Source organism: Segatella copri, from assembly GCF_019249765.2.
Taxonomy (GTDB): Bacteria; Bacteroidota; Bacteroidia; order Bacteroidales; family Bacteroidaceae; genus Prevotella; species Prevotella copri_K.
This window is the reverse complement of the sequence record NZ_CP152484.1, coordinates 970,158-983,471: the sequence shown is the minus strand read 5'-3', so window position 1 is coordinate 983,471 and position 13,314 is coordinate 970,158. Positions and strand designations below refer to the sequence as shown.

General features: G+C 41.1%; 12 protein-coding genes. 9 read left to right on the top strand and 3 right to left on the bottom strand.

What is annotated here, in order from left to right:
• Positions 1 to 29 precede the first annotated feature (29 nt).
• The 3 genes from KUA46_RS04370 to KUA46_RS04360 form a co-directional block, all read right to left on the bottom strand.
• On the bottom strand, positions 30 to 194 hold the full coding sequence (locus KUA46_RS04370) for a hypothetical protein (RefSeq protein WP_218486498.1): 165 nt from the start codon (positions 192 to 194) through the stop codon (positions 30 to 32).
• Between the two features lie 243 nt (positions 195 to 437).
• A complete protein-coding gene (locus KUA46_RS04365; RefSeq protein WP_256624975.1) occupies positions 438 to 2,012 on the bottom strand; it encodes an ATP-binding protein in 1,575 nt (524 codons plus the stop codon).
• Positions 2,013 to 2,270: 258 nt separating this feature from the next.
• Positions 2,271 to 2,636: a hypothetical protein gene (locus tag KUA46_RS04360; RefSeq protein WP_218486496.1), complete on the bottom strand. Its 366-nt coding sequence runs from the start codon at positions 2,634 to 2,636 to the stop codon at positions 2,271 to 2,273.
• A gap of 344 nt (positions 2,637 to 2,980) precedes the next feature.
• Between KUA46_RS04360 and KUA46_RS04355 the strand changes: the two genes are divergently transcribed.
• From KUA46_RS04355 to KUA46_RS04315, 9 genes are all read left to right on the top strand, one after another.
• A complete protein-coding gene (locus KUA46_RS04355) occupies positions 2,981 to 3,925 on the top strand; it encodes a DNA adenine methylase (RefSeq protein WP_218486495.1) in 945 nt (314 codons plus the stop codon).
• A gap of 13 nt (positions 3,926 to 3,938) precedes the next feature.
• Positions 3,939 to 4,775: a type II restriction endonuclease gene (locus KUA46_RS04350; protein ID WP_218486494.1), complete on the top strand. Its 837-nt coding sequence runs from the start codon at positions 3,939 to 3,941 to the stop codon at positions 4,773 to 4,775.
• A 109-nt stretch (positions 4,776 to 4,884) separates the two neighbouring features.
• Complete coding sequence (locus KUA46_RS04345; RefSeq protein WP_218486493.1) at positions 4,885 to 6,219, top strand: hypothetical protein; 1,335 nt, start codon at positions 4,885 to 4,887, stop codon at positions 6,217 to 6,219.
• Positions 6,220 to 6,223: 4 nt separating this feature from the next.
• Positions 6,224 to 7,108 carry a DNA-methyltransferase gene (locus tag KUA46_RS04340; protein WP_218486492.1) on the top strand — a complete coding sequence of 295 codons (885 nt, stop codon included), beginning with the start codon at positions 6,224 to 6,226 and terminating at the stop codon, positions 7,106 to 7,108.
• A gap of 1,143 nt (positions 7,109 to 8,251) precedes the next feature.
• Positions 8,252 to 8,686: a hypothetical protein gene (locus KUA46_RS04335; RefSeq protein WP_218486491.1), complete on the top strand. Its 435-nt coding sequence runs from the start codon at positions 8,252 to 8,254 to the stop codon at positions 8,684 to 8,686.
• 13 nt (positions 8,687 to 8,699) lie between these two features.
• On the top strand, positions 8,700 to 11,015 hold the full coding sequence (locus tag KUA46_RS04330) for a BT4734/BF3469 family protein (RefSeq protein WP_218486490.1): 2,316 nt from the start codon (positions 8,700 to 8,702) through the stop codon (positions 11,013 to 11,015).
• A 91-nt stretch (positions 11,016 to 11,106) separates the two neighbouring features.
• Positions 11,107 to 11,319, top strand: coding sequence for a DUF4248 domain-containing protein (locus KUA46_RS04325; protein WP_006846744.1), 213 nt, complete (start codon positions 11,107 to 11,109; stop codon positions 11,317 to 11,319).
• Positions 11,320 to 11,553: 234 nt separating this feature from the next.
• Positions 11,554 to 12,129 carry a hypothetical protein gene (locus KUA46_RS04320; RefSeq protein WP_153139159.1) on the top strand — a complete coding sequence of 192 codons (576 nt, stop codon included), beginning with the start codon at positions 11,554 to 11,556 and terminating at the stop codon, positions 12,127 to 12,129.
• A 372-nt stretch (positions 12,130 to 12,501) separates the two neighbouring features.
• A complete protein-coding gene (locus KUA46_RS04315) occupies positions 12,502 to 12,837 on the top strand; it encodes a hypothetical protein (RefSeq protein WP_218486488.1) in 336 nt (111 codons plus the stop codon).
• Positions 12,838 to 13,314 lie beyond the last annotated feature (477 nt).

Below are 13,314 nucleotides of genomic sequence, written 5' to 3'. Positions count from 1 at the left end.
CTCTAGTTAAAAGAATGATAAAACCTTTTCTAATTTAATAATTGCTTGGCAGAAACTTCTACTACCCCGCCATTTCCGTCACTAATGACAACAGGACGACTGTATAAAGCCTTTTCTACCAACATATCATGCTGAGCTTCAACTAAGCCTGATTCAACTTTGTTGATAAAGCCCTCAATCTCACTTTCACTCATAATCCTTAATCCTTTTAAATTTAACAATATCCTTAATCTTTGTTGGAATAAGATCTGGTTGCTAAAGTAGTTTTAAATTCTTTGGATGCAAATATACTGCAAAATCTTGATAACGCCAAATATTTGAATGAAATTAACATCATTATTGGCCAAACAACTGAACTTCGCATATCAGGAAGTTAAAGGACTGAACTTTCGCAGTGCGAAAGTTCAGTTATTTAATTATAGACCCTTCTTGCACTATTATACTTCCTTCCAGTCAACCAGTCCCTTTCCCATATCATCCAGTTCTATGGCAAGAGCAATCACCTTGCGCTTATCAGCCTTGAAAGGTTCGGCATACTGCTTGGCTTTCATCTGCTCCGTGGCAGCATCCACACCACCGTTATTGCTCAGCTTCAACTCCAGCACATAGATGAAATTGGTGTTTTCTACCACCATATCAATCCTGCCCGTAGCAATCATCTTTTCTACTTCTACCCGGCAGCCGATAGCATAGAAGATGGTGCTCATAATCAGCCGGTAGCGCTCCTCCATATCCATGCTGGCAAGTTTCTTGTTGCTGTAGGGCACGTCAGCTATGAGAGCCTTCAGGCATTTCATGGCTTCGGGAAGATTGCCAAGGCTGAGGTGAACATTCAGAAATGCCTGGGTAGATTGAAGGTCATTATTCTTGCGCATGGCAAGCGTTGGCAACACGATTTCATTCAAGGCTTGCCGAACCTCGAAATTAGGAATGCCAAGAAGATAAGTTCCGTTTATGTAACCCTTAATCGTGAGATAGCCCGACTGATAGAGAAACAGCTCTGCTCCACCGCCTGTTACGTCAGAAGTTTCTATGATTGTGTCCAACAGGGCACTATGATCAAAATCCTTCAAACGAATCTCCATGTCATCCACAAACTTTGGAAGCAGCGAGGTTGCACCCGATGAAGCCCAGTAGTTCCTCAGTTTAGAATCAGCGAGTGCATTGATAAGACTGAATGGATTGAAGACATCAACCATATTTTCATGGCTGAAATGATAGCCATCATAATAAGCTGTCAATTGCACTACAGCTTCATCGAAAGTCCATCCCTTACTTGCTGCCAACTTGTTGATTTCCGGTTTGAAATCACGTAAGACTTCTTCCTTCGTGATACCGCAGAGAGCCGCATACGCAGAATCAAAGCTGATATTGCTCAGATTATTGAGTACAGAGAAAAGAGAAATCTGCGTAAACTTGGTGATGCCAGTGATGAAGACAAACTTCTCGTATTTATCATCTGCCTTGAGAATGGCAAAAACTTCACGATAAACAGCGGTACATGCTTCGTGATAAGGAGTCTTCCAGGAATGCTGCAATGGAGAATCGTATTCATCGATGAGGATGGCAACCTGCTGTCCGGTTTGCTCATACGCCCCCACGATTATTGCATTGAAGCGGTCGGCAAGTTTGGCGGTTGGCTTAGGTGTAATACCATATTCCTTCTCTAATCTGTCGAAAGTGATGTCGAGATAAGAGCGCAAAGTTTCCGGTTCTGCACCTGCACGACTCATATCGAGTCTGATGACAGGACGCTTCACCCATTCCGTCTCCAGCTGCATGATCTTCAACCCCTCAAAGAGTTCCTTCTTACCCATGAAGTAGGCTTCGAGCGTATCGACCAGCACAGATTTACCAAAGCGGCGTGGGCGGCTCAGGTAATTATACGTTTTGTTTCTGTTGGCAAGTTGCCAGATGATATCTGTCTTGTCAACATAAAGGTATCCATCCTTTCTGATTTTCTCGAAAGACTGGATGCCTACAGGTAATTTTCTATCATTTATCTCTACCATAATTCCTAATCTTTGTTTTCCAATTGCAAATTTACGATTATTTTCCGAAACCGCCATACTTTTCTCATCTTTTTTGCACTTTCAAAATAATTACTTACTGAACTTCGCATGTGGCTTAAGTACGGGTTGAAGGCCCAAAAGCTCCTAGCCCAGAGCACGCCCTGGATAATTACGGACACAAACTTGTCGCCCTGTTAAGTAGTTCAAAAAGGATGTGACATAAATCCATGACACACCCTCTTTTTATTTTTGCATAGATTATTCTTCATTACAAGCATATTTTGTCCCTTCAGAGAACACGCCAGGCAATAAGGTGGCAACATATCGAAGTTTTACATCATCCGAGATGAAGGTCTTCTTTTCACAGAGGTTGTCAATAATCTCAGCCCCTTTCAGCATAAACTCCTTCTCTTTCTCGCTGAAGGCATAAATATCATTTCCTGAAACAGGCAAGTCTGCATTGAATGTGTACATCTTGCCGCAAATGTCACACTCTTTCTCATTGAACTGTTGATATTCTACACTCGAAAACTCTCTAAAGTCCTCTTCTTTAGGGATAAACCCTAACTGAAAGATACTCTGTATGGCTTCACCGCCACCGAACAACAAATCAAAAAAATCCATATTTTCTAATTCTTAAAATGAATAATATGATAGACTCTATGTATGCATAATACATTGATACTTCTATCGTTACATTTAATTTTTGCTGCAAATTTAATAAAAAAGATCTATTTTTCGCTCTTAATTAACATTTATAATATTTAATTGATCTTTTTTGATCAAAAAGGTAAAAGAATGATCTAATGCCTCTTTTCTTTATTTTTTTTTGTTCCTTTGTACAATAAAACTAAAGAGTATAGCATTATTAGAATATTCAATTACTCTCGGGTAACTTGATTATCGTCATAATACTTAAAAGACAATTAGGTCATCTCTTTATAAACAAAAAAAATAAAAGTAATAAAATGAGTAAAGCAAAACCATTCATCAAGTGGGTTGGCGGCAAAGGTCAACTCATCGAACAACTAGAAGCGCAACTTCCAGCTGACTTTGATAATTGGGAAGATGTAACTTATATCGAGCCTTTTGTAGGTGGAGGAGCCATGCTCTTCTATATGTTGCAATCTCACAAGAACATCACAAATGCTGTTATTAACGACATTAACCCGAAGTTGACGGCATGTTATGAGGTTATAAGAGATTTTCCACACCAACTGATAGACTCTTTGAGAAATATACAAAAAGAATACTACCAGCTACCAGACGAAGAGGCTAAGAAGGAGTTCTTTATGGAGAAAAGAAAGGCCTTCAATGGAGAATTAGACAGGTTGGATATGTGTACATTATTTATATTTCTCAATAGAACATGTTTTAATGGTCTATACAGAGAGAACAAGAAGGGAGAATTCAATGTTCCATTCGGTAAATATGGTACACCGACCATTTGCGACGAAACGACAATATTGGAAGATAGTCAAATGCTGCAGCATGTAAATATCCTAACCGGAGACTACCAGCAAGTGCTTGAAAGAGCGGAAGGCCGAACTCTATTTTACTTCGACCCTCCATACAGGCCATTGAGCAATACATCAAGCTTTAATGATTACACAAAGCAACCATTCAACGATGATGCCCAGATAAGGCTCAAAGAATTCTGTGATACAGTCAGCAATGCGGGCTACTCGTTTATGCTGAGCAATTCAGATTGCTTTGGAAAGGATGGTAAGGATCGTTTCTTTGATGATTTGTATGCAGATTATCACATAGAACGTGTATGGGCTAAGCGCAACGTCAATTCAAATGCCAGCAAGCGAGGAAGGCTAACAGAAATACTCGTAAGAAATTATGGAAATATAAAGAACCAGAACCTTTTCGAAACAGCTTTTGTTGCAGAGGATAGGCTTCATTAAAACAACAATAAATATGAGTGCACATACTGAAGAAGAGTTTAACCTCTTTTTGTCACAACTCAAAGAAACCAATCAAACATTGGATTTCTTCTGTGACTTCGAAAAAATTAACAACAACGTTGAGGATATCAAGTTAAGTTTATGTATCCTCAATAGTATGATTGGTTCTACTGATTTACGTAAGTCAGTAGAAGCCATCTGGAATAGAGACAAGTCCGCTTTCTCTGTTATGGACATTCTTATTGCCGTAAGAAGAAAAGACAAGAAGAAGGTTATAGATTCTATCGGGAATTGCATTCCTGTAGAGAATTTGTTTAACTCTGTGGACAGCGTTATGGAGTTTCTTGAAGGAACAGGTTTAGCAGAAATCTTTACCTCTAGAAAGGTCAAAGACCTGGTAGATTATGTTTTTGGTATCGAAACAGGCCTTGATACTAATGCTCGCAAAAACAGAAGTGGCAAGATTATGGAAGGTACTGTACACAAAATCCTTTCAGAAGCTGGCATAGAGCACCGCAGTGAAGTATATTCTAGTGAGTGGCCAGAAATCACGTCAGTCCTGGGTGATGATGAAAAACGTTTCGATTTCGTAATTGAGACTCCATCCAAGGTATATCTGATAGAGGTAAACTTTTATAGTGGAGGCGGTTCAAAACTCAATGAAGTAGCACGCTCCTATTCAGATATATCACCAAAAATCAATTCCGTACCAGGCTTTGAGTTCATTTGGATTACAGATGGTAAAGGTTGGAATTCTGCAAAGAATAAGCTACAGGAAGCCTTCAGCATCATACCAGGAGTGTATAATCTGACTTCTATTTATCAATTTATAGAAAATATAAAATCTTAACAAAACATTGTCTGTTTACCCTCCGCTCAAGGATTTCTATAGAGGAGAGCAACATTCTGTGTATGGCTATCAATAGATATAATATGTTATTCTGTTTTTCGAAGAAGATATGGACGAATTATTATCATTTAGTCAACTTATAAAATCTCTAATTCAAGATAACGAGATTTTAGACATCAAAGATGCAAGAGAAATTGTCAAGACAATTAACAATTTTCTCTACACCAATTATGAAAGTATCGGGCATACAAAAGCATTAGGAAACACATATGAATATTTGTCTGACTTTCATAAATATTGGGAAAAGAATCATGCCAAAATTCTTGATTGTCAAATTAACGACGACAAGTGCGAACTTGTAGCAGATGCTTTGCATTCTGTATTTCTTAAAACTAAAGGAAGCGCATTTCAAGAGATTTTCCACACATGTGGTTTATCCCCTAAGGAAATCTGTCGTGTTCGTTTTTTAACTGCAAATCAAGATTTTAGAGGCTCACGTAAATTTTCCGAACTAGCAGAAATTTTCAACAATGACAATTCTATTTTTGACGTAGAATCTATCGAACAAGATCCAGAAGGTTTTCTGAAAGATATAAAAGTCGCGAATTTATCTCAAACAGATAAGCGCATTTCATATGCCCAAAACATAGCAAAATTTCTCTTACAGCACAACTGTACACCTTACGAGCTCATTAAGAAATACGACAATGATATTTACAAACTTCGTACGGCTTTAATAAATTGCAAAGGTGCAGGATACGGCAGCAAAAAAGCAGATATGTTTTTAAGAGACATGGTAGTATTAGGGGTATGGAAGGATGTGGTAAATTTTGACAAGATAAATGTAGCTAGTGATATTAACACTATAAAAGTAGCCTTAAGAACTGGCATTATAAGTACAGCAATACCACTCGTTTCAAGTTTCTTGGATATATTTTGCCACCAATATTCATACATTGACAAAATGAATGCCCTTGCCTGGAGACGTGTATGGGAGTTTTGGCAAGCTAAATATCCGTCAGAAACAATCAGCAGCCCTTGCTTAATGGATTATTTTGTGTATGGCGTTATAGGCAAACAATTCTGCATTCCCTCCTTGGCTATATTTGAATGTGAGACTATGCACCATATTTTCAGATGGCATTCAAGCCAAAATAAAACTTGCCAAATATGTTTTAAAAGGACTAAAAAAAGAACCAATAAAGCTCATGTAATAAAAAAGGTGTTACCATGTAGCGATGCAGAAGGAAGTATTGCTATTCGAAATAGTAAATACATTAAATCTCTTCCTGATGAACAAAAGTTCGACAGATGTCCTTTTTCTGAAATTTGTGGTGAAAGTAAAAATTTAATGCCTCCAAAATCCATCAGTATACTTGGGCAAACCGGGTGGACAACAGCTTATGCTAGAAACGATGAAGGCGGCGGCGGATTAATGGCATAATTATATGATAAAGTCTTATTATAAGTCTCCAAACCGCGACTTCACTCTCCTTCACGGAGACTGCATCCGGCTGATGGGCGAATTTGATTTCAAGTTCGACATGATCTTCGCCGATCCTCCTTACTTCCTGTCGAACGGCGGCATCAGCGTACAGAGCGGGAAGGTGGTGTGCGTAGACAAGGGGGAATGGGATAAGGGAGGAACGCCCGAACATATCGACCTGTTCAACGAGGAATGGATTGCGGAATGCAGGGAACACCTGACGGAAAGCGGAACAATCTGGATTTCGGGAACTTATCACAATATCTTCTCGGTGGCCAACAAACTGACGCAACTCGGATTCAAAATCCTCAATGTCATCACATGGGCGAAGACAAATCCACCGCCCAATATCTCATGCCGGTACTTTACCTACAGCACCGAGTTCATCATCTGGGCAAGAAAGTGCCCGAAGAAGCCGCACTACTTCAATTATGATCTGATGAAACTGCTGAACGAGAACAAACAGATGACGGATGTATGGAGGCTGCCAGCCATCGCAAGATGGGAGAAATCGCAGGGCAAGCATCCTACGCAGAAACCGCTCGCCCTGCTGGTACGCATCATCCTGGCATCAACCCGGCACGGAGCATGGATCCTCGACCCGTTCTCGGGAAGCGGAACTACCGGCATCGCTGCCTCGCTGACCGGCAGACGCTATCTGGGCATAGAAAGGGAAAAGGAATATCTGGACCTGAGCATCAGGAGAAGGGTGGAACTGGAGAACGGGAGTATCGTAAAGAGCTACCGCAAGAAGATAAGGGATATCGTGATTGCGGATGGAGAACCGGAAGAGGCTGATATCTTCGGGGTAACGGATGAGAACAGAATTCAGGATTTGCCTTTCTGATTTTTCGCCGACAAAAGCATCGCATTACCTTTGCTTTACTGAACTTTCGCATGTGGTTCAAGAACGGGCTGAAGGCCCAAAAGCTCCTAGCCCAGGGCATCGCCCTGGGTATAATGTGTGCAAGCCAGGCGCCCTGTAAGGGCAAAAGCCTTATGTTTTGCCTGGAGTTTTAAAGCTTTTGCCCTTACAGGGCGACAGGTTTGCGTCCGTAATTACCCAGGGCGGTGCCCTGGGCTAGGAGCTTCTGCCCTTTCAGGGCGTATGGGGTAAAACTTGCGAAAGTTCAGTTACTTACTGAACCTCGCATATCAGGAAGTTAAGGAGTTAAGACGTATGTCTTGCAGCTTTAAAAACTACGCCAAAAAGACTGTTGTCTTAACTCCTAGCGAACGTAGGGAGCGATAACTCATTTAACTTCTTTAACTCATTTAACGATTTAACTCCTTTACCTCCAGAACCTGCGAAAGCTGAATCTAATATGCGAAACTTCAAGATTTCCGCGTTAATATTTGTTTAAAAATCAGTCCTTTTTCGGTATCGTTAACTTCTTTTATCTGATAATTGTTTAACACAACATAAGACGGGATTCCCTACCCCACTCGCTTTTCAGAGATTTCAGCGGTAAGAAAAGAGGAAAAAAGGGACCCTAAAAAAAAGGCACCCCTTTCGGAACCAAAAATAAACACTTAAAATATGTAAAAACGGACTGAATTCTTAAAATATGTTTATAAAAAGCGGAAAACACCCTTCACCACCCTTCACCCGTAACTATTTGACACACAAAATGTTAAATAAAAAGGTGAAGGGTGAAGGTTTGAAAACTCTTTTTTATATATACGCGCGGCAAGGAAAAAAATCCGTTTTTTCATTTTTCTGACTTTCTGGATTTTCCAAAAATCCTAAAAAAAGAATATAATATAAGATTTAAAATATACCCTTCACCCTTCACCTCGTCACTTTTCCGCTGTTTCGCTTCTTCACTACTTCTTCTTCAAAATACCCCAACAAAAATGGGCGCAAAAATGCTGCGTTAAAAAGTTTAACCTAGGTTATTCTTTGTAAAAATCGAGCTCTATAGAGCTCCCCACCTAAGTAAAACATTTTGTTTACCTTCGCAACATGTTAACAACAAAGAATAAAACAATGAAAGATTTACGAAATTTTATGGCAGAACTCGAAGAAGAAGCCAGATTTAAGCTGGCTATCGCAAAGACATGTGGTGTATCACCAACTAGGATTCTTAAAGAAACTGGTGGAAAGAACACTATCGATAAGAGGATAGATAACATGACGCTCATACCTGAATACATATTCGCTATGGATAGAGCCATCAAAACCATTCTCATGGAAAAAGACGAAGACGATGCCTTCGAAAGTAAAACCTGGATACATGAAGAAAATGTCCATCATAAAACAAGATTCCAGTATTATTGCGATGAAGTGTACATATGGGAACAGAATAAAGGTTCGGTATACTGGAGGGAACATAACAGAGCATGGAGCTACTGGAGAGAAGCCCTTCCCTACAAGAAAATTACTAATCAACTTAAAAAAATATTAGAAGATACAGATTCATAAAATCCAAAAAGAAATGAAAGAGATTAAACCCACAAACGAGACCGGAAAGAACCCGGAAACAGAACAGGAGAAAGAGGTCTTGCCCTCTTTTTTCCAGACTCTGAAGACCTCTACCAGCAAGCCTCTCCCCAACAGAGCGGTGCTGGAGTACAACATCATGCATTCGGCACCGGTGAAAACCAATACCGAAGGCTACAGGTCGATGATAAAGGTGGACAAGAGAACGGCAGAGGACATCAAGCACAGGCTGCCCTGCATCACACCCAGCGTGCAACTCAAGGGAAGCTCCAAGAAGCTGACTGACTTCAGGAAGGAAACCTACTGGCTGATGCTCGATTATGACGACGTGCCCCCAAAAAACATCGCGGCACTCAGACAGACCGCCCGGAAAATCCCCTTCACCATGGTCTTCTACATCACCGTCTCGGGCAAGGGATTCCGCATCCTGCTCAGATATATGCGGCCTGAAGGATGCAATCTCACTGCCACCGAACTCCACCAGCTCGCCATACAGAAAGCCATGAGCATCTACGACAAACTGCTGGGTATCAGCTGCGACAAGCAATGCCAGGACATGGTGAGAAGCTGCGGACTGGCTTACGACCCCGAGGCTTACTTCAACTGGAATGCAGAAGTTCTCCCCATCAGCCGGGAGGAGGTGGAGAACTTCGAAAAAGCCACAAAGCAACAGGAGGAACAGAACAGGAAAAGGCAGACAGAGGCAGAAAAACCCAGAAAGAAAAGCCCGCGCAAACAGGAAGACGAGGCACCACCCAAAACGCTCACTACCGAAGAGATTCTGCAGTATGTAGACAAACTGGCAGAGAGCTGGGAAGAGCGGTTTGAGGAACATCATCACAACAGCTACGTAGTGAGATACGCCACATTCTGCCTCTGTTTCGGAGCCGAAAAGGAGGAGGCTGTGAAACACATGGCAGATAAGTTTGGCGGCGAATATGCCGATACCGAGCGGGTGGCACGGGAGATTTACAAGCATACCGAGCGGCTGGGAACCTGGAAGATAAGACAGCAGGGAGATGATGAGCAGAAACGCTATACCAGCATGAGAGCACTGCTGGGATGGCTGGGAGCCCGATATGAAATGCACCACAACACGCTGAGCAACCAGTATGAAGTGCGCGCCATCAACACCGGAGAGAAGCTATATCTCGACTGGACCGAAGTGGATACCCGGGTGAGCAATTCCCTGTTCGTGAAGATGGAACTGGAGAACATCTGTACCACCCAGAAAAAGCTGGATACGGTAATCAGAAGTAACTTCAGTCCCGAATTCAACCCCATGGAGGAATATCTGAAGAGTCTGCCGAAATGGGACCGGAAGACTGACTATATCGCAGAATTAGCCCATCGGGTAACCGTGATGCAGACCGGCGGTTACCGCCATACGGAGGAGGATTTTGCCTATGCCTTCAAGAAATGGCTGGTCAACATGGTGGTTTGCTGGGTTCGGCCCGATGTCACCAACCAGTCTATCATGGTTTTCGTAGGCAAGGGCGGCATCTTCAAGACCACGTTTTTCGACCATCTTCTGCCGCCCCATCTGCGCAAGTATTTCGCCAACGATTCTACGGGCGACTACAAGAATAAGGATTTCCTGCAGATGTGTGCCAGCAAGGCGATAGTGTGTCTCGATGAGTTCAGTTGTCTGCGCGGCAAGAACCTGGATTCCTTCAAGAGCAACATCACGAAGCGCAACATCAGCATGCGAATCCCTTATGCCGAGTGGGACTGCATCCTGCAGAACAATGCGGGGTTCTGTGCCACGAGCAATGAGATTCATATCATCGATGATGACGAGAACCGCCGTTTCCTCATCTGGCGCATCGAGAAGATCAAGAGTCCCATCGACTTCCCCTTCAATTACGAGGGCATCTACTCCCAAGCCGTGGCACTGGCTCAGGAGGTGATAGAGAAGCGCCGGAGGGGTGAGCCTTGCGACTGGGTGTACTGGTTTACGAAGGAGGAGAACGAGGAGATACAGCGCCACAATCTTTATTTCCGTGTAAACAACTACATAGCCGAGCGCATCAACAAGTTCTACCGTGTTCCTGATGCCGATACGCCGTCCGAGTTCTGCAAGTTTGTTACGGCGAGTGATGTGATGGAGCGCATCTGCACGAACCCCGCCTTCCGCCAGTCGATGTCGAACAAGGATATTTCGATGTTCATGGAGGCGCTGGGATTCAAGAAGATTCACCGCAAGACGGGCAACGGCTGGAAGGTGATAGAAATGCGTCCTGACGAGATAGAGAACAACCAGAAGATGGATGGCAGCGAGAATATTCCGCCCGAAGATCTCCCATTTTAGGAAATTCTGCTTCGGAGATATTTTTTTATCTTTCGGAGATATTTCCGTATCTTTCGGAGGGATTTTCTTATTATTCAAAAACGAACAAATTATGATAGAAGACAGAAGTTACGGGAAGGCAGAGCTCGCCATGCTCTACTTTCCCACCGCTACCCCCAGGGTAGCGCTCAACCGGCTGGTGAGATGGATCAACCGGTGTCCCGAGCTCAAGCAGAGCCTCTGTTCGGGCTACGCCGGCAAGTTTTCCCACTTCTACACCCGGCAACAAGTAGCAGAAATCATCGAATTTCTGGATGAACCATAAAAAAATCACCCTGGAAGGGAATGCATACAACACGCTATGCATATCCCTTTCAGGGTGAGTTTAATAAAACTACAATCACAGCAATAAAACTATTAATTTTACGTTCTTTTCAAAGAAAGGGGTTGTGCAATAGTGGCTTAAAGGCTAAAAGCACTACCTTTGCATACAATAATTCAACAAGAGACAAGAATATACAAATTCTTGGAAATCAAATATTAAAAAGAATGGGAAGATATGATGCAAAAAATAAAAGATACAAACCTCTTATTGAAGAGTAGAAAACGATTCCTTCTTATCATTGCTGTGGTTATTCTAACTATTGCATATATGACAAGTACATTTTCGCATAAAAAAGTGGAAATTCGTTTATATGGGTATTGGAATATGGTTCTTGACAGTCTTGTTATAAATAGAAATACAAAAATTGAGTTTAGTAGCATAAACTTTAATTTTTCTAATAAGAATGTTGAACTTCCTTTGCTCAGAACACCAGAGATAGATTTTAAAGGTAAAACATTGTTAGATGAAGACATAGATGAAGATTCTCTTAAAAAAGATTGGTATTATTATCAAAAGTCTATAAAAGAATCTAATGGAACATGGGAATTGTACAGTTCAAAAGATTCTGTAAAAATCCAAGCTCTATCACATCCATTAAACGGAAGCTACAAATTAGTATTTTTTAAGACACATTCTATGGGACAGGAACACTATTATATGCGTATGATGAATGATTCTACATATATAGTTTGTGAAAAATTCTTTTCTGGATATGTCAACAATAAATTGTTAAAGGAATGGAATGATTAGGTGAAAATATTTACAGAAGAGTAAGTCTAAAATCAGCAATAAAATGGAACGCAAGAAACAGACTGGACATGTCTGCCGATGGATGGCTTTTGGCATAACGATTGTCACCATCGTCGTAGGATGTACCAGTGTAATCGGCCTATTTGAATGGCGCGACAGAAGCAGGATGGAGAGCAGGATTGCAGAGACGCTCCTTTGGCGGAAAAGTATATATGACTTGAATATGCGTGTCGCCAAGTTGTCCCCGCTTGGGGAGACAATGGAAAAGCATTGATAGACATATTATTGTGCGTTTTCTGATTAATACAGCAATTCAATGCAATAAATTCAATATATAGTCGTTCTTTAGTTATAACATAAAAGCAAAACAATATGAACTATATTTGTCTTTGGGGAATATTAGCGTCTATAACAGGAATTGCAATAATGTTTTCTGTTATTAAGCACAAAAAGTCGGTAAGTGCCATAAAAAATGGCACTTACTTGATTTTTTCAATTTTGATGATATGCTTAGGAATAACAACCATCTTATTTAAAAGATATGATAGTATTTGTGCAATATCCTTTGGTATTACATTCCTAAATATCACATACAAAGACAGGCGTAATTTCCCACCGAGTTTTACAATAAACTATATTGATTATCTTAAAGGATATTTTGTTGGTTTTGGGTCTATAATGTATGGTTTGTTTAGAATTTTTGAATAAATAATCAAGTAATATGTCACGACTTATAAAAAACGTGAGTAGCAAAATTGCTATCAACGTTTTTTATAAGTCGCATATTTTTTACTTTTTTCAACACATAAAATTTTGCAGTCTCACCCTCTGGCTCATTACCAACAGAGTCTGTTAATACAATAAAGCTGGCTCTATTTCCCAAAACTGCCGTATATTCTTCAAGCTTATCGGCACACCTGCCTCCAGTGTAATGAGGCTGGCGAACGAGTGTCGTCACGAATGGTAGGAATAGGTAAGTCCATTTTCTTTTCCACAAGCACATCGAAAGCCTTTTGGATGGAAAGCAACAACTGCTCGATGTCCTTGTTGGTCTCCACGGCTTCCTTGCTCTTGTTCTCCTTGGCTGCTTTAGAGCTTTATGTTAATAAAACTACAATCACAGCAATAAAACTATTAATTTTACGTTCTTTTCAAAGAAAGGGGTTGTGCAATAGTGGCTTAAAG

Bases quoted from the DNA above. Each gene is read 5' to 3' on its own strand.
- KUA46_RS04370 (WP_218486498.1), bottom strand. From the start codon at position 194: ATGAGTGAAAGTGAGATTGAGGGCTTTATCAACAAAGTTGAATCAGGC.
- KUA46_RS04365 (WP_256624975.1), bottom strand. From the start codon at position 2,012: ATGGTAGAGATAAATGATAGAAAATTACCTGTAGGCATCCAGTCTTTC.
- KUA46_RS04360 (WP_218486496.1), bottom strand. From the start codon at position 2,636: ATGGATTTTTTTGATTTGTTGTTCGGTGGCGGTGAAGCCATACAGAGT.
- KUA46_RS04355 (WP_218486495.1), top strand. From the start codon at position 2,981: ATGAGTAAAGCAAAACCATTCATCAAGTGGGTTGGCGGCAAAGGTCAA.
- KUA46_RS04350 (WP_218486494.1), top strand. From the start codon at position 3,939: ATGAGTGCACATACTGAAGAAGAGTTTAACCTCTTTTTGTCACAACTC.
- KUA46_RS04345 (WP_218486493.1), top strand. From the start codon at position 4,885: ATGGACGAATTATTATCATTTAGTCAACTTATAAAATCTCTAATTCAA.
- KUA46_RS04340 (WP_218486492.1), top strand. From the start codon at position 6,224: ATGATAAAGTCTTATTATAAGTCTCCAAACCGCGACTTCACTCTCCTT.
- KUA46_RS04335 (WP_218486491.1), top strand. From the start codon at position 8,252: ATGAAAGATTTACGAAATTTTATGGCAGAACTCGAAGAAGAAGCCAGA.
- KUA46_RS04330 (WP_218486490.1), top strand. From the start codon at position 8,700: ATGAAAGAGATTAAACCCACAAACGAGACCGGAAAGAACCCGGAAACA.
- KUA46_RS04325 (WP_006846744.1), top strand. From the start codon at position 11,107: ATGATAGAAGACAGAAGTTACGGGAAGGCAGAGCTCGCCATGCTCTAC.
- KUA46_RS04320 (WP_153139159.1), top strand. From the start codon at position 11,554: ATGATGCAAAAAATAAAAGATACAAACCTCTTATTGAAGAGTAGAAAA.
- KUA46_RS04315 (WP_218486488.1), top strand. From the start codon at position 12,502: ATGAACTATATTTGTCTTTGGGGAATATTAGCGTCTATAACAGGAATT.